We start from the raw sequence: 19,157 nt of genomic DNA on the forward strand, positions 1-19,157 counted from the left end.
ATCGAACCGCGCTCAACATGGTCGGCGTGCCCATCGACCGCTGCCGGGGTTCAGGCATCGGATCGAGGGGCTGACGGCGCAGAAGGACGGTGGGCGCGGAAGAACTCGATGATGTCGTGGGCCAGCAGGTCGGGTTCTTCGTGGGCGGCGAAGTGTCCACCGCGGGGCATGTGCGTGTAGCGCGTGATGTTGTAGGTGCGCTCGGCCCAGCTCCGCGGGGGCCGGCTCAGGTCGGCGGGGAACAGGGCGACCGCTGTGGGCACGCGCACCCGCTCCACGCACCTGGTCAGGCCGTGGGCGTACTCGTAGTAGGGCCTGAACGAGGTGGAGATCGTGCCGGTGAACCAGTAGAGGGACGCCTGCGTGAGGATGAAGTCGTCGCTGAAGCGCGAGGACAGGTCGCCTCCGCAGTCGGACCAGGCACGGTACTTCTCGACGATCCAGGCGAGCAGCCCGGCGGGCGAGTCGGCCAGGCCGGGGGCCAGGGTGAAGGGACGGGTGCTCTGCTGGTGCTGGTAGGCGCCTTCCTCCGCCTGCCAGGCCGCCACGGAGGCGAGGTGGTCCTGTTCCTGCGGGGTGAGGCCGTCCGGGTCGTAGCCGGCCGGGGGTGCCACGGCCAGCAGGTGGATGCCGGCCAGCGCCTCGGGGTGGGCCTCGGCGAGCCGTGAGGTGACGCCGGCGCCCAGGTCTCCGCCGTGTGCCGCGTACCGCTCGAAGCCGAGTTCGTCGCGCATCAGGCGGTGCCAGAGGTCGTGCGTCTGCTCCGCGCCGGTGAGTGCGGGCCGCTGGGGCGAGAAGGCGAATCCGGGCAGTGAGGGGACGATCACGGTGAAGGCGTCCTCTGCTGCCCCGCCGTACCGGGAGGGGGTGGCCAGCCGGTCGGCGAGGTGGACGAGTTCGAGGAAGGAGCTGGGCCAGCCGTGCGTGAGGATGATCGGCAACGCGTCCGGGTACTCGCCGTCGAAGCGGAGATAGTGCACCGGCGTTCCGTCGAGGTCCGCGAAATGTGACGGGAGGGCGTTGATGGCGGCCTCGTGGGCTCGCCAGTCGTAGCCGGAGGCCCAGTAGGCGACGAGGCGGCGGAGCTCCACGGCGTCGGTACCGGCCTCCCAGCCGTTCACCGGCCAGGGCCGGGGCCATCGCGTGGACGTCAACCGAGCGCGGAGCTCGTTCAGTTCCGCGTCACCGACCGCGATCACGAGTGTGGTACTCGACATGAGTTCTCCTTGCTGTGCTGCGTGCCGGCGTACGTGGGCGCGTTCCCCCTGGGGCCCGAACAGGGTGAGCAGTTCGGCCGGCGTGGGCCCGGCGTTGCCCAGCCAGTGCGGGACGTGCGTGTCGAACTCGGCCACCTCACCAGGCGCGAGGATCAGCTCCTGGTCGCCGAGCACGAACCGTAGCCTGCCGTTGAGCACGTACAGCCACGCGTAGCCTTCGTGGCGCTGCGGATGGGGCTCGGCGGGGCCTGTCGCCCCGGGAATGATCAGCTTGTACGCCTGGGTGCCGCCCGCCCTGTGGGTCAGCCGGAGGTAGGTCATGCCGTCGCGGTGGATCGGCCGCAGGTGGACGCGCGGGTCACCGGTCTGCGGCGCACCGATGAGCTCCTCCAGCGGCATGCCGTGGGCCTTGGCCAGTGGGAGGAGGAGTTCGAGGTTCGGCCGCCGCCCGCGCCCCCGCCGCTCTCCAGGCGCGACAGGGCGCTCTCGGAAAAGCCGGTCTCCGAGGCCAGGTCGGCCAGGGTCAGGCCGCGATGGTGGCGCATCCGCCGAAGCCTCGGCCCCAGGGCCGTCAGCGCGGCGTCGAGATCGTCGTCCACAGTGGCCATCCTTGCCGGCTCGGCAACGAGGAGTGCGAGCGCCGGGCACGGCGCCGATGTCCGGCTGTGACGTCAACCGTCCACACGTGCGCTGGCATTCCCGCGGGGCGGTCTCTTGCTGAGCTGGCAATTTCGGTGTGTCCGAGTCCGGAGGTGCCACAGACTCCCTACCGTGCGCTCAGTGTGTGTGCGGAGCATGTGCTGCCGGGCCCGGAATCCGGCCTGCTTGGCCAGACGGCAGAACAGCTCATGGGCGGTGCCGTACGACATCGCCTTGCCCAGCGGCGCGAACGCCCGAGTAGGTAGGAGCGGGCCGAGGCGCGGGCCCAACCCGCCGGAACAGGCCCGCGATCCGGGCCATGACCTGGTCGAACATCGCCCACCAACGAGCAGGGTCGGGGTTATGCCCTGCGGCCACCGCACGATCTTCAGGAGTCCTCACAACCCCCGATGATCACACGATGGCCGTACCCGTTCCCCGCCGGGTCCGCGACAAGATCGCGAAACCGGACTGAGGTATCAGGAGTGATCGAACAGAGTGACTACGCTCTGCGGTGCTTCCCGGCCGAAGAAGATCTGCAGGTTCTTCGCCGAGCGGCCGGCGGCGTCGCTACCACGTAGGAAAAGCCGCTCTTCGTAGCCGGGGAGCGCGACCTCGATGTCGGGTTGCTCAACCAGCTTGCTCGCCAGGTCAGCGCCGTCGTGCATGGCGAGGTTCGCATTCTCGCCGGCGAAGGGCGACATCAGATGCGCGGCGTCGCCGACGAGCGTTACGCCGGGCAGCCTGTCCCACCTAAGCCCGACGGGCAGGGCATAGATGGCTCGGAGCCACGGTTCCGCGTCGCTCTGTGTCACGAAGTCGTGAGCAGCGGCGACCAGCCATCGAACTCGTCGGCAACTTGACGGAGGCCAGCCCTTTGCCCGGCGCGACCGCCATCAGCGTGCCGCTGCCGATCGCGGCCACGCTCGCCCGACAGTCCTGGCCGCCCGAGGTGAGGGCGATCTCGATGAAGCAGGTTCCGCTGTAGAGAGGCTTGGCGGGGGTGAGCAGCGGACGCACCTTCGACCAGGCACCGTCCGCGCCGATGACGATGTCGGCGCGCGTGGCGGAACCTTCTGCGAAGGCGAGGTCGTAGCCGCCCTCCACACGGTGCCGGATCGAGGCGAGCTTGTGACCCCACCTGATCGTCCCGGGCGCCAGCGAGTCGATGAGCAGGCGCCTGAGTTCGCCACGATCCACCTCAGGGCGGGCCGAACCGGGGTCCGCAGGCATATCGAACAGGATCGTGCCGTGGCGGTCGACCACACGCTTGGCGTCCTCGCCCGGGCGGACCAGAGTGAGGAACTCGTCGTAGAGAGACCGGCTGCGCGAAGCGCGACCTGTCCGGTCTCTACCTGAATGTCGAGCAGACCGCCCTGCGCACGGGTCTTCGCCGAAGCCTCACCCTCGTAGATTGTCGCGGCGACGCCGTGAGCCTGAAGCACCCGGGCGAGCGTCAGCCCGCCCATGCCTGCTCCGACAATGGCGATGGTCTTCTGCATGCTGCGCTCCTCTGTTGCGCCGACACGCGCCGGCGATGTGCAGTGCCGGGAGCGGGCGGGATGCGCGGTATCGGCAAGGAGACGCTCACCGATCAGAACCATCTGCATCGATGTATGAGCGATATCCTGCGGAAGGACCCGCGGAACATCGTTTTTCGCGACCTGGGGATTGTAGCTCGGCATCCGCCTCGCGGCAGTCGGAGCCGGCTACGGCCAGCGCAGCGACGAGCGGACCAACCGGCGCAACGGCTACCGCACCCGCGACTGGGACACCCGAACAGGATCGATCGAACGAGCCATCCCGAAACTCAGGTCGGGCTCGTACTTCCCGGACTGGCTGCTGGAGCGACGCCGCCGGGCCGAGCAGGCACTCATGAGCGTCGTGGCCACCAGCCGCCTGCAGGGCGTCTCGACCCGGCGCGTCGACAAGCTGATCGAGCAGCTCGGGAGCAGCGGCAGGCGGGTACCATGGCGGGCCGCGAACGCGGCGGCGCCGATCCAGGTCACCCAGTACGCTGGATGCTCCTCGAAACCGGACCGTCCACCGGCCGGTGACGGGGTCGCGGTGGAGGCGGCCGGCTCGCTCATGCGGCATCTCGCAGCACAGCAGATAGGCGCCGCCGGAGGTGTGGTGCAGGCCGTGGTCGGCGAACTCGTTGAGGAAGCGGCCGTATTCGGCGTTGCTGACCAGCAGGTTGCGCCACCGCAGGCCGCCGCGCGGCACATACTCCGCTTTCAGACGTGGAAGACGAGTCGGCCGCCGGGGTGGTCGTGTCCAGCGCCTCATGCAGGCTGCCCGCCGCGCATGCCAGCGAACAAATCCCGTCGACCGGCGGGACGGGGTAACGCTCGGGCGTCCATCGGCTCCTTCTCCACAGCCGAGTAAGTCGGGACGGCCGAGAAAGGGGACAGCCATGAGCCTGATGGTCGCCGGGATGCTGGCGAGCGTGGCGGGCAGCCTGCTGGCACTGGCCACGACCTGGGTACGCGAACGGCACAGGCAGCGAAGGCTAGCCGAGGTCATCGCGTGCCTGCCGAAGGGCAGCGTGTATATCGACCGGGCGGACGGCGTACGCGTCCACGTTGGTTCCGCTGATTCGGCGGCCGCGGCGGAGCCCGGTGATGGATGATGTGGACGACACCTCGCAAGGCAGGAGCAGACCACCGTGACGCCGCCTCCCCGGCCTCCAACTGGCGACGACGGTGCCGAGTTCGCGCAGTGGTACCGCCGGGAGTTTCCCGACCTGCTGCTGTTCGCGCACCGGCTGGGGGCACGCTGGCACGAGGCGTTCGACTTGGCGCAGGAGGCGTGCGCGAAGGCCTTTCCGCACTGGCCGGAGATCGGCAAACCGCGGGCCTACCTGCGGGTCGCGATCAGGAACGCCTACTTCAAGATGAGCCGGGGCGTCAGGGAAAGCGAGCTCGGCGCGGCGGCGACGGACACCGCCTCAGCCGGGGACCAGGAGTTGCTGCGGGTCGAGTTCCAGGATCAGGAGCGCGCGATCTTCGCGGCGATCCGGCACCTTCCGCCCGTCCAGCGGGAGATCATGGCGTGGACGATCGACGGGTACACTCCGGCCGAAATCGCCGAGCTGCTCGACAAGAGCCCGCCGGCCGTACGCGTCAATCTCTACAAGGCCCGCGCGACGCTCCGGACCGCGCTGACTGGGATGGGAGGCGACGATGGCTGAGGTGAACCCCCGGCGCTCACTCGACGGGCCCCGGCTAGACCGGCTGCTCGCCGAGTCGCAGCGGCGAGCCAGGTCGGCGGTCGAGCAGGCGGTGGACACCGAGGCGAGCCTACGGGAGATCGCCAGGCCGCGGCCGACCGTGCTCGTGGTCGAGGACGACCCCTCCATGTCGGAGGCCCTCGCCCTCATCCTGGCCAGGTCCGGGTTCGAGGTCGTGGGCGTCGCGATCGAGGGCCGGGAGGCGGTGGCCGCGGTCCGGCGGACGCGTCCTGATGTGGTGACGATGGATCTCATGTTGCCCGGGATGGATGGATGGGTCGCTACCGAGATCATCGCCAGGGAGCACCCCTCGACGCGAGTGGTTTGCGTCACCGCGAAGGACGAGCGGGCGGACCTGCTGCGCGGGCTGGCCGCCGGTGCGGTGGGGTTCCTGACCAAGCCGTTCAGCGTGGACGAGCTGGTGGCGACGCTGCGCGAGGTGCTGCGTGGCGGCTATCCCATCGCCGCGGCGATCATGGCGTCACTGCCGCCGCCGGGCCTGGCGCAGACCGCGCCGGCTCCCGCGATCAGCCTGTTCACCGAGCTGGAGGCTACGGTGCTCCGGCACCTGGCCGACAACTTGTCCACCCCGCAGATCGCGGCGGCCACCGGCTTCACCGTCCAGGAGGTCACCGAGCTCCAGGCGCTCATCGTGGAGAAGATCAAGCTGCGCACCGCCCTGCAGGACAAGGGACACCGGCTCGGCTCCTGACGGACCGCAGCCGGACCCCAGGGCACCGGCGCGCGCAACGACTTGCCGTGTTGGGTCGGACCGGGAAAACCCACCATCAAGACCCGCTGGGAGCTCGCCGTCGACACCGCCGAGAAGAGCGTCTTGTCCTCGATCGCCGGCGGAACGCCGTGAACCGTGCCCGCGCCTTGCGCGCGTCGTCGGCCTCGGTGGTGAGCAGTCCCAGGTAGGCCGACAGGACGTTGCCCATCGGGAAGCCGGGGGAGTCGGCCAGCGCGGCCTTCGTCTCGGCGGCGACCTCCACCCGGAAGTGCAGCAGCCCGTCGACGGCCTGGTCGTAGTGCCGCGCCGCGGCGGTGCTCGCCCCGCTCATCGCCAGGCCGTGCTGGTCGTCGGTCACCGATTCAATGTAACGGGCAGGCATCCGGACCGGCGGGAGGAGACGTTGCATCGCCGGCCCACCGCGACGAGGTCAAGTGATCATTACCGTCGCCCGCCGAACTGCCAGGCGTCTCCTCTCGCCGGGCAGGGACGTCGCCAGGCAGCTGAGCGCCAGGACCCGCCGCATGCTGGGCTACAGCATCCACCCGCCCGAGCTGGGCCTGGTGGACGGCATGCACCCGCACCGGCTCTTCGCCTGGACCCCGGGCAGGTGGCGTCGTCCCGGGGGCCCGCTCAGATCAGGCCGAGCGCCAGCATCGCGTCGGCGACCCGGCGGAAACCGTCGATGTTGGCGCCGGCCACGTAGTCGCCCGGCATGCCGTACTCGTCGGCGGTCTGCAGGCAGCGGTCGTGGATGTCGCGCATGATCTCCTCAAGCCGGTGCTCGGAGAACTCGAACGTCCACGAGTCGCGGCTGGCGTTCTGCTGCATCTCCAGCGCGCTGGTCGCGACGCCGCCCGCGTTGGCCGCCTTGCCGGGTCCGAAGGCCACGCCCGCCTCCAGGAACACCTTGATGCCCTCCGGCGTGGTGGGCATGTTCGCGCCCTCGCCGACCGCGATGCAGCCGTTGCCGACCATGACCGCGGCGTCGCGGCCGGTGATCTCGTTCTGCGTGGCGGACGGCATCGCCACCTCGCACGGCACCTCCCACACGCTGCGGCCGGCCACGAAGGTGGCGTTGTCGCCGCGGCGTTCGGCGTAGACGTCCAGGCGGCCGCGTTCGACCTGCTTGATCTGCTTGAGCAGGTCCAGGTCGATGCCCTTCTCGTCGAGCACGTAGCCGGAGGAGTCGGAGCACGCGACGACCCGGCCGCCCAGCTGCTCGATCTTCTCGATGGTGTAGACGGCCACGTTGCCGGAGCCGGACACCGCGACCCGCTTGCCGTCGAACGACGTGCCGCGCGCCTTCAGCATCTCGTCCACGAAGAAGGCGCATCCGTAGCCGGTGGCCTCCGTACGGACCTGCGCGCCGCCGTATGCCAGGCCCTTGCCGGTGATGACGCCCGACTCGTACCGGTTGGTGATGCGCTTGTACTGGCCGAACAGGTAGCCGATCTCCCGGCCGCCGACGCCGATGTCACCGGCGGGCACGTCGGTGTACTCGCCGATGTGCCGGTAGAGCTCCGTCATGAAGCTCTGGCAGAAGCGCATGACCTCGCGGTCGGAACGCCCCTTCGGGTCGAAGTCGGAGCCGCCCTTGCCGCCGCCGATCGGCAGGCCCGTCAGGCCGTTCTTGAAGATCTGCTCGAATCCCAGGAACTTGACGATCCCCAGGTAGACCGACGGGTGGAAACGCAGTCCACCCTTGTACGGCCCGAGCGCGCTGTTGAACTCCACCCGGAAGCCGCGGTTGATCTGCACCTCGCCCCGGTCGTCGGCCCACGGCACGCGGAAAATGATCTGCCGCTCGGGCTCGCAGATCCGCTCTATGATCTTCGACTCGGCGTATTCGGGGTGCTTCCCGAGAACCGGGCCGATGCTTTCGAGCACCTCGCGCACGGCCTGGTGGAACTCCGTCTCCCCAGGATTGCGGCGTAGGACGTTGTCGTAGATCGACGACAGTTTCTCGTGCACACGTACTCCCTAGGCTCACTGCATGCGCTTCCTCACTGTAAGGGGCGGCTCGTTGTGAGCTGCACCCGTATGACCCATTAGCGAAGACCGTGTCACCTGCACGCCTTCAGGCCCGGCAGGTCAGCGGAACGCAAAACTTTTCCGCGGGCCGCCGGCCGGCCGTCACAGCAGCGCGCGCCGCGCTGTCCAAGCTGGCGCGATCGCCCACCGCGATCGCCCACCGCGATCGCCCACCGCGATCGCCCACCGCGATCGCCCACCGCGATCGCCCACCGCGATCGCCCACCGCGATCGCCCACCGCGATCGCCCACCGCGATCGCCCACCGGGACCGCCCACCGCGATCGCCCACCGGGACCGCCCACCGCGATCGCCCACCGGGACCGGCTCGGCGCGCGACCCACCAAGGAGGCCCACCATGCGGGACCATCGATCGAACGCCTGGCAGACGGCGGTCACCATCGTGCAGGAGGCGGAGCCGCCGTTCATCCCGGAGGGCGCACACGAGATGACGCTGGTCATCGAGTACCCGCCAGGAGACCCCGGCACGCCGCCGCACCGCCACACCGGGCCCGCCTTCGGTTTCGTGCTGGAAGGCGAGATGCTGCTGGAGCTCGAAGGCGAGCCCGAGCGGGTCGTACGCGCCGGCGAGGCGTTCTGGGAGCCCGGCGGAGACGTCATCCACTACCAGGACGGCAACAACCGCGACGACATCCCGCTCCGGTTCACCGTGACGATGTTGTGCGAACCCGGCAAGCCGATGCTCACGCTGGTGGACGACGACGAGCTCGCCCGGCGGGCGGACCGCCGCGCCGCCCGCCCGGTCTGAGCGTCCGCGGTGTGCGCGCGCCGGCAGCACACCGGCCGCGCGGAGCGGGGCCGCCCGGTTCGTCACGAAGCTGCTGACCGACCGGTCAGCAGCGGGGCGAGGCGGGCCAGGTCGTCGACGGCGCTGGTCAGGTCGTCCACCAGCGGGTGGAGCAGGACGTGGTCGGCGCCGGCGGCCAGCTGCCCCCGCGCCCGCGCGGCGATCGCGGCGTCGTCGCCCCAGGCCACGACGGCGTCGACGAGGCGGTCGCTGGGCTCCCCGCCGAGGTCGGCGTCGCCGTACCCGAGCCTGCGGTAGTTGGCGGTGTAGTGGTTCTCGCGCCCGCCCATGTGGAACAGGGCGCGGATCCGCCCCCTGGCGCGGCCAGCGTCGGCGTCGAGGACGACGGCCTGGTGCGGGATGAGCAGGGGGCCGGGGCCGAGAGCGTCGCGCGCCGCCCGGGTGTGCTCGACGGGTTGCAGGAAGGGGTGGACACCGCCGGTCCGCTCGCCGGCCAGCCGGTGCGCCTTGGGGCCGAGGGCCGCGAGCACGCGGGGGTAGCGGGCGTCCGGCTGGATGCGGGTGGCGGCTTCGTCCATGGCGTCCAGGTAGGCGCGGAGCTCGGCCAGCGGGCGCTCGCCGCCGTGGCCGCCGAGCCCGAGGATCACGCGGTCCGGGTACGCCTCGGCGAGCGTGGCCGCGCCGCTGTGCGTCGCCTGCGGGTCGCGCATCCTGATGTTGGCGACGCCGGCGCCCGCGACCAGCCGTTCGGTGGCGGCGAGCATGAGCGCCAGCTGGGTGAAGATCTCGCGTCCGGAGGCGGGGGAGGCCGCCGGCGGTTCGCCCGTCCACACCGAGCCGTACCCGAGCCGCTCGATCCGCGCGAACTGCTCGCGTTGCGTGTCCACCGGCGTGTGCAGCAGCGTCATCGGCATGATCCACACGCCGAAGCGGCCGAGGCGGTCCTTGGTCGGGGTCATCGTCACTCCTGCGGAAAAGTTAGCGGAGCCATCCTCCGCTTATCTGGGACCTAAGATACGGAAGCAGGCTCCGGTTTGTGAACCCCAGGAGGCGGACGTGGGCGACACCACCACCAGACGCGCCATGCGGGCCGACGCGCGCCGCAACCGCGACCGGCTGCTGGCCGAGGCGCGCACCGCCTTCCTGGACCACGGCACCGACGCCTCGCTGGAGGACATCGCCGCGCGGGCCGGAGTCGGGGTCGGCACCCTCTACCGGCACTTCCCCACGCGGGAGGCGCTGCTGGAAGAGCTGCTGCGCGAGCGGTTCGACGCCCTGACCGCCGGCGCCCAGGGGCTAGCCGGCCACCCGTCCCCCCGCGAGGCGCTGATCGCCTGGACGCTGGACTTCGTACAGACCACCACCGTCTACCGGGGGCTGACCGCGGCGGTGACGGCCACGCTGAACGACCCCTGCTCCGCCCTGCACGCCTCCTGCGAGACGATGCGCGGCGCCGGGACGGCCCTGCTGACCCGCGCGCAGGAAGCGGGCGAGGTACGCGGCGACATCACGCCACTCGAGTTCCTCGCCTTGGTCGCGGGCTCCTCATGGGCGCGCGAGCAGATGGCGGGCGACGACCTCCAGGGAGATCGCCTGCTCCTGCTGCTCTTCGAAGGGCTGGAACGCCCCGACGCCGGAGGCCGGCCGGATCGCTAGTGCCGCGCCGGGGCGGCCGCCGGCTCCGGGGCCAGCACACTCAGCAGGTCGGCCGCATTTTCGGCCGGACTTCGCAACAGGTGTTCGATGCCGACATGTCCGCCCATCCCCGCCTGAGCGCCTTCGGCTCGTACGCCGTTCGCCGACCAGATTTGACCGCTCGTCGTAAACGCGCACCCGGATCCGAATACGGCATACGGTATGTGTTACCCGTATCTTCGTGGCAATCAGTACGAGGTTCGCGAGTCCCACAGGTTTTCTGAGTCGTTCCCGTACCGTGGCGGCGCCCACGTGGAGCCGGTGGCTGGTGCCCCCCGCCGCGCTCTCCGTGCACCTGGCGATCGGTCAGGCGTACGCGTGGAGCGTGTTCAAACCTCCCCTCGAATCCTCGCTCGGCCTGTCGGGCACCCAGAGCGCACTGCCCTTCCAACTGGGCATCGTCATGCTCGGCCTGTCCGCGGCCTTCGGCGGCACATTGGTCGAGCGCAACGGGCCGCGCTGGGCGATGTTCGTCTCGATGGCCTGCTTCTCCTCCGGGTTCCTGCTGTCCGCGCTGGGCGTGGCCACGGGTCAGTACTGGCTGGTGGTCCTCGGGTACGGGTTCGTGGGCGGGATCGGGCTCGGGATCGGCTACATCTCCCCGGTCTCCACGCTGATCAAATGGTTCCCCGACCGGCCCGGCATGGCCACCGGCATCGCGATCATGGGGTTCGGCGGGGGAGCGCTCATCGCCTCGCCGTGGTCGGCCCAGATGCTCGATTCCTTCGGCACCGGCACGGGCGGGATCGCCGCGACGTTCGTCGTGCACGGCGTCGTCTACGCGGTCTTCATGTCCATGGGCGTGCTACTGGTGCGCGTCCCCGCCGACGGGTGGGCGCCGAAGGGATGGCGGCCGAGCGAGGCGGCCACACGACGGCTCGTCACCACCGCCGACGTCTCCGCCCGCAACGCCATCCGCACCCCGCAGTTCTACTTGCTGTGGCTGGTGTTGTGCCTGAACGTCACCGCCGGGATCGGCATCCTGGAGAAGGCCGCGCCGATGATCGTCGACTTCTTCTCCGGCACCTCCATGCCCGTCGCGGCGGGGGCGGCGGCGGGCTTCGTCGCGCTGCTGTCGCTGGCGAACATGGCGGGGCGCTTCGGCTGGTCGTCGACCTCCGATCTGATCGGGCGCAAGAACATGTACCGCGTCTACCTGGGCGTGGGCGCGCTGCTCTATCTCGCGATCGCGCTGGCGGGCGACACCTCCAAGCCGCTGTTCATCATCTGCGCGCTCGGCATCCTGTCCTTCTACGGCGGCGGCTTCGCAACGGTCCCCGCGTATCTGAAGGACCTGTTCGGCACGTACGAGGTCGGGGCGATCCACGGCAGGCTGCTCACGGCCTGGTCGACCGCGGGCGTGCTCGGCCCGCTCATCATCAACGCGATCGCCGACGGGCAGGAGGCCGCGGGGCGGTCGGGTCCCGCCCTGTACACCACGTCCCTCTACATCATGATCGGCCTGCTCGCGGTCGGATTCGTCGCCAATGAGCTGATCCGGCCGGTGCACGAGAAGCACCACGAACGGCCACGGCAGGAGAATGTGGCAGGGAAGGGACAAACGGTATGACGGACAGCACGGAATCCGCGGACTCCACGGACACGACAAATCGCCGGACCGGGCTGATGGTGCTGGCATGGGCGTGGGTGGGGGTGCCGTTCGCGTACGGCGTCTACCAGCTGTTCCTCAAGCTCACCCAGCTCTTCTCCGGCTGAGTGATTATCTGATAAAAATTCACTTTCTATAGCCGCGCACAGGTAAATACCATCGATTTCCGGGAAATTGCTTCAAATGAAACCCCGGATCTCGGAAGTGCAGCGAAAAACGGCAGTGCACATGGCATTCTGTTGACCGTGCGTCGTCACCCGGTCGCAACGCGCGGGAAAACGCGCCTGGACAAGGAATGCCATGTCACATCGGATCTCCTGCTTTGGGGCGCTGCTGCGCCGTCGTCGTGGTCGGAGGCGTCGTCGTCGCGCTGACGGTGCGGGCCCGCGCCGAACGCACCGCGCAGCAGGCCAAGGACATCGCGGAGAAGGCCGCCCGCGACGCCGTGCAGCACAAGGCCACCGCCGTCGAGCAGGCCCAGGTCGCCCGCTCCAGGCCCACGCCAAGTGACAGTGGTACGAAGCCGCCCAGTCCGAGGGCGCCAGGCTGGTCGAACGCGTGCAGGCCGTGGCCGACATCGAGGCCAGGGGCTACACCGGCGTCGAGGGTTACACCCCTAGTTCGCCGGCAGCCCGCTCGACAAGCACCACCAGGCCGCCGAAGACCTGCTGCGCGAGGCGGTCGAGATCACCCGCGCCGGCGTGGGCAGCGCGGCCAGAGCCGGCGTGCGGGGCGTCACCGACGAGGCGCAGATGTTCCTCACCCGGCTCCAGCTGGAGATCGACGAGGAGCTGCGCGAGTTCCCCCGGGCCAGCGTCTACCACCGGAGCCTCGTCGACATCGACCACCTGGCCACCCAGGCGCTGCACAGCGTGCAGCGCCTGCGCCTGCTGGCCGGGTCGTGGCCGGGCATCCAGCGCGCCGACTGCACCTTCCGCGAGATCATCGAGAGCGCCCGCGGCCGCATCGGCCCCCACAACCGCGTCGAGTACACCTACCTTCCCGAAGCGGGGGAGACGCGGGTCGAGGGCCGCGTCGGGCGGCTCGCGCACGACTAAGGCTTCCGCGTCGACGTCCGCGCCCCGTCCACCAGCGGCGGCGTGAAGGCGATGTGCCTGATCCCGCTCTCCCTCATCTGCCAGGGCCCCCGCGAGCAGGCCGTTCCGGCGCACTCCGGCGGGGAGCGGCTTGAGCCCGAGCCCGTGCCGGCCCAGGCCACGGCCCTGCCCGTGGTGCTGAGGCCGGCCGGATAGCCGGCCTCACGCCCGTCCGACGCGCAGGGGCAGCGTCCGCGGCCCGCGGACCTGCCCCGCCGCCCAGGTCACCGCCGCCGGGTCGGCCAGGGCGAACTCCGGGATCCGCTCCAGCCAGACCTCCAGGGCGACCCGCAGCTCCATGCGCGCCAGATGGGAGCCCACGCAGCGGTGGATCCCGAGCCCGAACGCCACATGCCGGTTGACCTCGCGGTCGATGACGACCTCGTCCGGCCGGTCGAAGTGCGCCGGGTCCCGGTTGGCCGCCGGGAAGGACAGCAGCACCCAGTCGTCGGCCTTCATGTCGGCCCCGCGCCAGTGCATGTCCTGCTTGACCAGGCGTGCCATCGTGACCGGCGCGTACGCCCGCAGGAACTCCTCCATCGCGGTCGGCAGCAGCTCCGGCTCGGCCACCAGGCGCTCCCTGTCGGCCGGCGTCTTCGCCAGGTGCCACAGGGACGCGCCGATCGCGCTCCACGTGGTGTCGATGCCGGCGATCAGCAGCAGGGCCATCGTGCCGGACACGTGCTGGGGCTGGAGCTTCCGGCCGTACAGCTCCGCCTCGATGAGGTAGGTGGTCAGGTCGTCGCGCGGGTGGTCGAGGTGGTCCCGGATCTGCTCCAGCAGGTAGTCGAACAACTCCGACATGCGCGCCATGCGCTCGTCGGGCGGCAGGTTGACGCCTTCGAGGGAATGCTCGATGAACGTACGGAAGCGCGGCCCGTCCTCGGGCGGGAACCCCAGCATGTCGGCGATCACCCGGACCGGGATGTGCTGGGCGTACTCGCGGGCCGCGTCGACGTCCCGCCGGCCCTCCAGGGCGTCGATGAGCTCGTGGCAGTACGCCCGCGTGGCAGCCTCCCGCTTGGCGACGGCGCTCTTGGTGAAGGCCGGCAGCAGCAGCCTGCGCGCGTCGCGGTGGAACGGCGGGTCGGACGAGATCGGGGGCACGCCGCCGACCGGCGCCAGGTCCAGCGGCGGCCGGTAGTTGCTCATGACGATCGCCCGCGAGGAGAAACTCTCGGTGTCGTAGGCGATCGCCGCGACGTCCTCATGCCGCGTCGGCAACCAGCCGCCGCCGAACCGCTCGGTGCGCGCGATCGGGCAGCGCTGCCGTAGGTCGTCCTGGATGGGGTACGGGTCGGCGGCCCATTCCGGCTCAAGGTGGGAGAAGTCGGTGGCCCAGTCGGAGACCGGGCCGGTGACGACCTCACTGCGGACGCCATCCGGCTCGCGGCCGTCCCCGTAGTTCTGCGTGAAGCGCTCGTCAACGGCCATGTCAGGTCTCCTCGTGCGCGTCGATCGCCCTCTCGGGACAGTTGGCCACCGCCAGGCGCGCCGCCTGTTCCTCACCCGGCGGTACGAGGCCGTGGCCCCGGACCTGCCCGTAACCCTCGTCGTCCTCGCCGAACAGCCCGGGGGACAGGTCGTAGCAGCGGCCGTGCCCCTGGCACCGTTCGGAGTTGATCTGCACTTTCACGGGGTTGACTCCCTTTCTGCGGTGATGCCGGCGGGGGCGAGCACGGTCACGACACGGGTGAGCAGGTCGGCCCACTCCCCGTCGTCGACCGCGTGCAGGTCCGGCGTGACCAGCGCGCTGCCCATCGCCAGCAGGAGGCAGAAGTGGGCCAGCGCCTCGGGCGACAGCGCGGGATCGAGCTCGCCGTCGTCCTGCGCCCCGCGTACCAGCCCGGAGATCTGGCCGGCGCGTTCGCCGAGGTAGTCGCGCATGGGCAGGGCGACGTCCTGGTCACGACGGGCCGCGACGAGCGCCTCGACGATGAGACGGCCGCGTACGTCGGGCCGGCGGGGCAGTTTGCGGCCGATGACGAGGAGCAACTCGGTGACCGGCCGGTCGGGGTCGGCGGCGAGCAACTCGGCGAGCATGCTGCGGCCGTGCGCGCGCAGGGCCGCGACGAGCAGCTCCGCCTTCGAGCCGAAGTGCGCGTAGAGCGCGCCGTTGCTCACCCCGGCGGCGGCGGCGATGTCGGCGACCCGGGTGCCGTCGTACCCGCGCTCGGCGAAGACGTCGGCGGCCGCGCGGAGCAGCCGCTCCCGCGTCTCGGCGGCCGTGACACCGGCTATGCGCCCCATGCACGAATTAAAAATCCGTTCATTTGATTCGTCAAGGGCACCTTGAGCGTGTGAGCTGTTGTCTGACGGCCTTGCAGATGTCAGTACGGCACCAGAGATGTCAGTGGATCTGGCAGTAGCCCATCGGAGATGTCAGTAGGTAGGTACGTGTATCGCAGGAGGTTCGGCCCGGGAGATGACGACGCTCTGGCACCGGCGGCTGGCGTTAGTGGTGGCACCGGCGTACGGCGAGTCGTTCGCGTCGTGGGTTGATCGGATGGCCCCTGCGGAACGGATGCCCGCCGTGGACGATGGTCGAGGCGTTGGGGCTGGATGTACGCGCGTCAAGTGAGGTTCGTTCATTGGCGTACCCTCTCTGTCAGACTGCTGTGATACATGGGACAGATGAGTCCATTTGATGTGAAGCAGGGCGAGACAGGACGATCGAGACAGTGACGATGACCCTCGCCGATCAGAGCGCCTTGACGGGGCAGGATGGTCGGGTGACCGATGAGCAGCCGGCCCGGCAAAAGCGGCGGACGTTCACCAAGGCCTACAAGGCGCGGATCCTGGCCGCTTTCGACGCGCTGCCCGAAGGCAGCCCTGAGCGGGGCGCACTGCTCCGCAAGGAACGGCTGTACCACTCCCATATCGTGCACTGGAGAAAGCAGGCTGAGAGCGGAACACTCCCGGCCTCGACCGGCCAGCCGCACAAGAGCGCCGAGTCGTTCTTTTCCGCGCTAAAGAACGAATGGCTGCACCACTTCGTCTTCACCACCCGAGCCAAGGCAAGACGGCAGGTCATCCGCTATATCGAAGGGTTCTACAACCGCCGACGCCCGCCCTCCCCGGTCAGCTGCAGCCCGTCCGAACGAGCGCGGTCCACCAGCATCGTGATCAACTGCTCGTCGCTCACCGCGCTCGACACGGCCTCTTCGACGACCTCGTCACGGTCCTCTTGCTCTACGGCGATCTCCGTCATCAGACGCATCTCCTTGATCGTTAGATCCGCCGTTAATTAGACACTCCCCCGGTCGCGTTGAGCTGGCGGATTCGGTTGATCATGCGGTTGTGTCGACGGCTCAGGTGTCCGGGGTACGCGTGGGTAGGGCGCAGCCGGTGCGCACTGGGTCGAGCACGAACAGGGTTGTGTAGCGGCGTACGTTTGGCGCCTCCTGAAACAGTCGGTCCGCGACGGCGGTGTGGTGCGCCATGCCGATGCACGCGAGTATCACGACGTAGTCCCAGTCACCGGAAACGTCGTAGATCTGCTGTACCTCGTCTGCAGCGAGCAGTCGCCTGCGGAATGTGTGATGGTGCCGGCTGGATTCGCGTTCGAGCGTCACCAGGCATACCGCGAGCAATGCGGTCGGCAGGCGACTTGGGTCGAGTAGCGCGACGTGCCGGGCGAGCACACCGTGCTTACGGTAACGGTCGATTCGCCGCTGCACGGCGCTGGGTGACAGGGCAACGAGGTCACCAAGTTCGCGAAGGGTGCGCCCAGAGTCGCGCTGCAGCAGGTCGAGCAGTTCATGGTCGACGTCGTCGAGCGTCAGGATCGGCTTCGGCACGCAACAATCTTGCGTCGAGGCGGGAAGAATTTCAATCGGGAACAGCGGGGTTACGGCTAGCGTCGTCGCCCAGGAGTGCGTGGCTGAGGAAGGAGCTGCGCCATCGACGACAGGAGAAGGCTCATGTCCTCATCGGTGCTCTACATGTCGATGTCCCTCGACGGGTACATCGCGGGTCCGAATGACGAACCGGGCAACCCCGGCGGTGACGGCGCGGCGGTGGAGCGGCTGCACGCCTGGGGCTACACCGCGGTCGGGGACATCCGGCGGTCCGGGCCGGCCGGGGAGTTGGCTGAGGCGATGGAGGCGACCGGTGCGGTGCTGGCGGGTCGACGGACCGTGGAGCAGGTCGATCATTGGAAAGGTGATCATCACGGAGTGTCGATCTTCGTGCCCAGTCACCGGCCGCCGGGTCCCTCCGTGGCGAGCTATCCGTTGGTGACGTATGTGACCGACGGGATCGCCAGCGCGATGGCGCAGGCGAAGGCCGCTGCCGGAGACCGGGACGTGATGGTGCAAGGCGCGTATACGGCGCAGCGGGCGATCGAGGTCGGCGTGCTGGACGAAATGCAGATCCATCAGATCCCGGTGCTGCTCGGCGCTGGTCGTCGGCTGTTTGAGGTGTTGCCGTCGCGCGTCGAGTTGGAGATCGTTCGGGTGATCGACACACCGGAGGCCACCCATCTCCGCTACCGCATCCGCCGCTGAGCTGGCCATGCAGCAGCCTGCGTACGGGTTCGTGGGAGCGGGTGCGATCACGGCCGCCATCGTAGAGGGCCTCAATGCGGATGTTGCTGGCCCTCCTGCGATCTACCTGTCACCACGCGGACGCAGTGTGGGACGCGAACTGGCCAGCCGGTTTCCGAACGTGCATGTGTGTGACAGCAACCAGAATGTGCTCTCGAACGCGACGTCGATCGTGCTCGCGGTGCGTCCGCGGGTAGCTCGTGCCGTCGTCGAGGAACTGTCGTTTCGGCCGGAGCACGTGCTGATCAGCGCGATGGCCGGTGTGCGGCTGGAACGGCTGCAGGACTGGGCCGCACCGGCCGGTCACGTCGTCCGGGTCATCCCGCTGCCGCAGGCAGCGCGTGGTCAAAGTCTGACGGTGGTGTACCCCGACAACGCCGTTGCTCGTGAACTGTTCGCCCGTGTAGGTGGCATCCTGGTGCCGAGCGACGAATCAACCTTGGAGGCGTTCAGCGCGGTGACGGCTACCTTCGCCGCGCATCTCGATTACCTCACCACCATCGCCAGCTGGCTGGCCGACCACGGCGTTGATTCCGGCGCCGCGACCGCCTACACCACGCACATCTTTGGTCAGCTGGGCCAGTCCCTGTTACAGCCGACCGACTCGCTTGCCGCTCTGACCGACGATCACATGACTCCGGGCGGGATCAACCAGCAGCTCATGACCGAGCTGCGGCGGGATGGCGTACCCGACATGGTGCGGCGCGCCCTCGATCGGATACTGGCTCGCCTCCGCGGAGAACCCGCCTGAGTTCGTGCGGGGTGGGGATGCAGCGGCGTCTTCACCTCGTCACAGAGCTCCTCCGAACTGTATTCGGATCGCACTGTCACTTTGAATGTCGTTCGGTCAGATCAATTAGACGTTGATCTAAATGACAGCGCCCAGGTCGGTCATGTGTCAATCCCCTCAAAGCGTGGAGACGGTTCTATGCCACAGCGGTCCTCAGCAGGGCCGATGAGGCTTGTCTCTTCTCGATCACCGCTTTGCTGGCACCCTGCTGGACGCGCTGCGCTACTTCATGGATCAACGCCGCTACGACCCCTGGGCCGGAACCCTCTGGCACGAATTCTGCCTCGACGACCACCCCACCGCGGTCACCAACCGGGTCCTCAATCACCTCAAGATGAGGAACGCGGACCCGGCACTGCTCAAACCGCTCGCCCTCTGGGAACCAGGCGCGCCCCACCACCTGCACCCGGCCGAGACCCTGGAAGACCTGGACCTGCCCGAGGCCGCGCTGCTCCTGGCTGGCGAAGGACTACGCCCCTGGGAGAGCGTTACATCGCCCCAGATCGACCTACGAGGGAGAGCACGAGGCATGGATCGGACAGACAGACAGAACCTCAAACCAATTGGTAGTTTCTGATCATGTGGTGTGTCCCGGGTTGAGTAGAGGTGGATTGCTGGATTCTTGTGCCACTTGATGAGAGGAAAGTGGCATGGGACGACGGGGCTATCTGAAGCGCCCCGACTTTGATGGAGACCTCAACGGTTGATTCCGGCGGGTTCGTTGGGCTGGTGTTGAGCGTAGTAGAGAGCTTCGAACTCCTCTGGTGGCAGGTGTCCGATCGCTGAGTGCAGGCGG

The 19,157-nt window shown here is 69.0% G+C and carries 23 protein-coding genes and 3 pseudogenes; 14 read left to right on the forward strand and 12 right to left on the reverse strand.

Annotation, left to right across the window (positions count from 1 at the left end):
• Nucleotides 1-50: 50 nt before the first annotated feature.
• From GUY59_RS29225 to GUY59_RS47715, 4 genes and pseudogenes are all read right to left on the reverse strand, one after another.
• A complete protein-coding gene (locus tag GUY59_RS29225; RefSeq protein ID WP_171055472.1) occupies nucleotides 51-1,217 on the reverse strand; it encodes an epoxide hydrolase family protein in 1,167 nt (388 codons plus the stop codon).
• A 27-nt stretch (nucleotides 1,218-1,244) separates the two neighbouring features.
• A pseudogene (locus tag GUY59_RS29230) lies at nucleotides 1,245-1,816 on the reverse strand (helix-turn-helix domain-containing protein); the annotation flags it as partial.
• Between the two features lie 519 nt (nucleotides 1,817-2,335).
• Complete coding sequence (locus tag GUY59_RS47710) at nucleotides 2,336-2,671, reverse strand: FAD-dependent oxidoreductase (protein WP_289514095.1); 336 nt, start codon at nucleotides 2,669-2,671, stop codon at nucleotides 2,336-2,338.
• On the reverse strand, nucleotides 2,610-3,122 hold the full coding sequence (locus GUY59_RS47715) for an FAD-dependent oxidoreductase (RefSeq protein WP_201761480.1): 513 nt from the start codon (nucleotides 3,120-3,122) through the stop codon (nucleotides 2,610-2,612). Before GUY59_RS47715 ends, GUY59_RS47710 begins: the two co-directional genes overlap by 62 nt.
• 426 nt (nucleotides 3,123-3,548) lie before the next feature.
• Between GUY59_RS47715 and GUY59_RS29240 the strand changes: the two are divergent.
• The 4 genes and pseudogenes from GUY59_RS29240 to GUY59_RS29255 form a co-directional block, all read left to right on the forward strand.
• A pseudogene (locus GUY59_RS29240) lies at nucleotides 3,549-3,806 on the forward strand (transposase); the annotation flags it as partial.
• Nucleotides 3,807-4,272: 466 nt separating this feature from the next.
• Entirely contained in the window at nucleotides 4,273-4,488 is a 216-nt protein-coding gene (locus tag GUY59_RS29245; protein ID WP_138203033.1) for a hypothetical protein, read from the forward strand.
• A 36-nt stretch (nucleotides 4,489-4,524) separates the two neighbouring features.
• Nucleotides 4,525-5,049, forward strand: a complete 525-nt coding sequence (locus GUY59_RS29250) for an RNA polymerase sigma factor (RefSeq protein WP_138203031.1) — start codon at nucleotides 4,525-4,527, stop codon at nucleotides 5,047-5,049.
• Complete coding sequence (locus tag GUY59_RS29255) at nucleotides 5,042-5,800, forward strand: response regulator transcription factor (RefSeq protein ID WP_138203029.1); 759 nt, start codon at nucleotides 5,042-5,044, stop codon at nucleotides 5,798-5,800. The genes GUY59_RS29250 and GUY59_RS29255 overlap by 8 nt, the downstream gene beginning before the upstream one ends.
• A gap of 76 nt (nucleotides 5,801-5,876) precedes the next feature.
• Here the strand turns inward: GUY59_RS29255 and GUY59_RS29260 are convergent, their stop codons facing one another.
• On the reverse strand, nucleotides 5,877-6,179 hold the full coding sequence (locus GUY59_RS29260) for a hypothetical protein (RefSeq protein WP_236667612.1): 303 nt from the start codon (nucleotides 6,177-6,179) through the stop codon (nucleotides 5,877-5,879).
• Nucleotides 6,180-6,454: 275 nt separating this feature from the next.
• Nucleotides 6,455-7,795: an NADP-specific glutamate dehydrogenase gene (gene gdhA / locus GUY59_RS29265; RefSeq protein WP_138203027.1), complete on the reverse strand. Its 1,341-nt coding sequence runs from the start codon at nucleotides 7,793-7,795 to the stop codon at nucleotides 6,455-6,457.
• Nucleotides 7,796-8,212: 417 nt separating this feature from the next.
• Between gdhA and GUY59_RS29270 the strand changes: the two genes are divergently transcribed.
• Nucleotides 8,213-8,623 (forward strand): cupin domain-containing protein, encoded by a 411-nt coding sequence (locus GUY59_RS29270; RefSeq protein ID WP_138203025.1) that lies wholly within the window; start codon nucleotides 8,213-8,215, stop codon nucleotides 8,621-8,623.
• Nucleotides 8,624-8,685: 62 nt separating this feature from the next.
• On the opposite strand, the gene GUY59_RS29275 is transcribed toward GUY59_RS29270, so the two are convergent.
• On the reverse strand, nucleotides 8,686-9,582 hold the full coding sequence (locus GUY59_RS29275; RefSeq protein WP_138203023.1) for a TIGR03620 family F420-dependent LLM class oxidoreductase: 897 nt from the start codon (nucleotides 9,580-9,582) through the stop codon (nucleotides 8,686-8,688).
• A 97-nt stretch (nucleotides 9,583-9,679) separates the two neighbouring features.
• Here GUY59_RS29275 and GUY59_RS29280 point away from each other — a divergent pair, with 97 nt between their 5' ends.
• The 3 genes from GUY59_RS29280 to GUY59_RS47720 all read left to right on the forward strand — a co-directional run bounded on the left by GUY59_RS29280 (nucleotide 9,680) and on the right by GUY59_RS47720 (nucleotide 12,034).
• Nucleotides 9,680-10,279: a TetR/AcrR family transcriptional regulator gene (locus GUY59_RS29280; RefSeq protein WP_252375060.1), complete on the forward strand. Its 600-nt coding sequence runs from the start codon at nucleotides 9,680-9,682 to the stop codon at nucleotides 10,277-10,279.
• Between the two features lie 220 nt (nucleotides 10,280-10,499).
• Nucleotides 10,500-11,888 (forward strand): OFA family MFS transporter, encoded by a 1,389-nt coding sequence (locus GUY59_RS29285; protein ID WP_330849229.1) that lies wholly within the window; start codon nucleotides 10,500-10,502, stop codon nucleotides 11,886-11,888.
• Nucleotides 11,885-12,034 (forward strand): MFS transporter small subunit, encoded by a 150-nt coding sequence (locus tag GUY59_RS47720; protein ID WP_171055470.1) that lies wholly within the window; start codon nucleotides 11,885-11,887, stop codon nucleotides 12,032-12,034. Before GUY59_RS29285 ends, GUY59_RS47720 begins: the two co-directional genes overlap by 4 nt.
• Before the next feature lie 196 nt (nucleotides 12,035-12,230).
• Here GUY59_RS47720 and GUY59_RS29290 read toward each other — a convergent pair whose 3' ends face one another.
• Complete coding sequence (locus GUY59_RS29290; protein WP_138203021.1) at nucleotides 12,231-12,428, reverse strand: hypothetical protein; 198 nt, start codon at nucleotides 12,426-12,428, stop codon at nucleotides 12,231-12,233.
• Between the two features lie 200 nt (nucleotides 12,429-12,628).
• On the opposite strand from GUY59_RS29290, the gene GUY59_RS29295 reads away from it, so the two are divergent.
• Together GUY59_RS29295 and GUY59_RS29300 are read left to right on the forward strand one after the other, a co-directional pair.
• Complete coding sequence (locus GUY59_RS29295; RefSeq protein ID WP_138203019.1) at nucleotides 12,629-12,985, forward strand: hypothetical protein; 357 nt, start codon at nucleotides 12,629-12,631, stop codon at nucleotides 12,983-12,985.
• 42 nt (nucleotides 12,986-13,027) lie between these two features.
• Complete coding sequence (locus GUY59_RS29300; protein ID WP_161714755.1) at nucleotides 13,028-13,180, forward strand: hypothetical protein; 153 nt, start codon at nucleotides 13,028-13,030, stop codon at nucleotides 13,178-13,180.
• Nucleotides 13,181-13,186: 6 nt separating this feature from the next.
• On the opposite strand, the gene GUY59_RS29305 is transcribed toward GUY59_RS29300, so the two are convergent.
• From GUY59_RS29305 to GUY59_RS29315, 3 genes are read right to left on the reverse strand one after another with little or no spacing between them, the layout of a single operon-like run.
• The gene (locus GUY59_RS29305; RefSeq protein WP_138203017.1) at nucleotides 13,187-14,458 is read right to left on the reverse strand and encodes a cytochrome P450; all 1,272 of its coding nucleotides are present in this window, start codon (nucleotides 14,456-14,458) and stop codon (nucleotides 13,187-13,189) included.
• 1 nt (nucleotide 14,459) lies between these two features.
• A complete protein-coding gene (locus tag GUY59_RS29310; RefSeq protein ID WP_138203015.1) occupies nucleotides 14,460-14,660 on the reverse strand; it encodes a ferredoxin in 201 nt (66 codons plus the stop codon).
• Nucleotides 14,657-15,274: a TetR/AcrR family transcriptional regulator gene (locus GUY59_RS29315; RefSeq protein ID WP_138203013.1), complete on the reverse strand. Its 618-nt coding sequence runs from the start codon at nucleotides 15,272-15,274 to the stop codon at nucleotides 14,657-14,659. The genes GUY59_RS29310 and GUY59_RS29315 overlap by 4 nt, the downstream gene beginning before the upstream one ends.
• A 701-nt stretch (nucleotides 15,275-15,975) precedes the next feature.
• On the opposite strand from GUY59_RS29315, the pseudogene GUY59_RS49085 reads away from it, so the two are divergent.
• Nucleotides 15,976-16,092, forward strand: a pseudogene (locus GUY59_RS49085) (IS3 family transposase); the annotation flags it as partial.
• 243 nt (nucleotides 16,093-16,335) lie between these two features.
• Here GUY59_RS49085 and GUY59_RS29325 read toward each other — a convergent pair.
• Nucleotides 16,336-16,824 carry an Lrp/AsnC family transcriptional regulator gene (locus GUY59_RS29325; protein WP_138203008.1) on the reverse strand — a complete coding sequence of 163 codons (489 nt, stop codon included), beginning with the start codon at nucleotides 16,822-16,824 and terminating at the stop codon, nucleotides 16,336-16,338.
• A gap of 123 nt (nucleotides 16,825-16,947) precedes the next feature.
• Between GUY59_RS29325 and GUY59_RS29330 the strand changes: the two genes are divergently transcribed.
• From GUY59_RS29330 to GUY59_RS29340, 3 genes are all read left to right on the forward strand, one after another.
• The gene (locus GUY59_RS29330) at nucleotides 16,948-17,532 is read left to right on the forward strand and encodes a dihydrofolate reductase family protein (RefSeq protein WP_138203006.1); all 585 of its coding nucleotides are present in this window, start codon (nucleotides 16,948-16,950) and stop codon (nucleotides 17,530-17,532) included.
• A 7-nt stretch (nucleotides 17,533-17,539) separates the two neighbouring features.
• Nucleotides 17,540-18,322, forward strand: coding sequence for an NAD(P)-binding domain-containing protein (locus GUY59_RS29335; protein WP_138203004.1), 783 nt, complete (start codon nucleotides 17,540-17,542; stop codon nucleotides 18,320-18,322).
• 211 nt (nucleotides 18,323-18,533) lie between these two features.
• The gene (locus GUY59_RS29340; protein WP_138203002.1) at nucleotides 18,534-18,938 is read left to right on the forward strand and encodes a hypothetical protein; all 405 of its coding nucleotides are present in this window, start codon (nucleotides 18,534-18,536) and stop codon (nucleotides 18,936-18,938) included.
• Nucleotides 18,939-19,157: the final 219 nt, after the last annotated feature.

This window comes from Nonomuraea sp. K271, assembly GCF_009908215.1.
Classification (GTDB): Bacteria; Actinomycetota; Actinomycetes; order Streptosporangiales; family Streptosporangiaceae; genus Nonomuraea; species Nonomuraea longispora.

Coding starts and splice junctions, on each gene's coding strand:
- GUY59_RS29225 (WP_171055472.1), bottom strand. CDS start 1,217: ATGTCGAGTACCACACTCGTGATCGCGGTCGGTGACGCGGAACTGAAC.
- GUY59_RS29245 (WP_138203033.1), top strand. CDS start 4,273: ATGAGCCTGATGGTCGCCGGGATGCTGGCGAGCGTGGCGGGCAGCCTG.
- GUY59_RS29255 (WP_138203029.1), top strand. CDS start 5,042: ATGGCTGAGGTGAACCCCCGGCGCTCACTCGACGGGCCCCGGCTAGAC.
- GUY59_RS29270 (WP_138203025.1), top strand. CDS start 8,213: ATGCGGGACCATCGATCGAACGCCTGGCAGACGGCGGTCACCATCGTG.
- GUY59_RS29275 (WP_138203023.1), bottom strand. CDS start 9,582: ATGACCCCGACCAAGGACCGCCTCGGCCGCTTCGGCGTGTGGATCATG.
- GUY59_RS47720 (WP_171055470.1), top strand. CDS start 11,885: ATGACGGACAGCACGGAATCCGCGGACTCCACGGACACGACAAATCGC.
- GUY59_RS29305 (WP_138203017.1), bottom strand. CDS start 14,458: ATGGCCGTTGACGAGCGCTTCACGCAGAACTACGGGGACGGCCGCGAG.
- GUY59_RS29315 (WP_138203013.1), bottom strand. CDS start 15,274: ATGGGGCGCATAGCCGGTGTCACGGCCGCCGAGACGCGGGAGCGGCTG.
- GUY59_RS29330 (WP_138203006.1), top strand. CDS start 16,948: ATGTCCTCATCGGTGCTCTACATGTCGATGTCCCTCGACGGGTACATC.
- GUY59_RS29335 (WP_138203004.1), top strand. CDS start 17,540: ATGCAGCAGCCTGCGTACGGGTTCGTGGGAGCGGGTGCGATCACGGCC.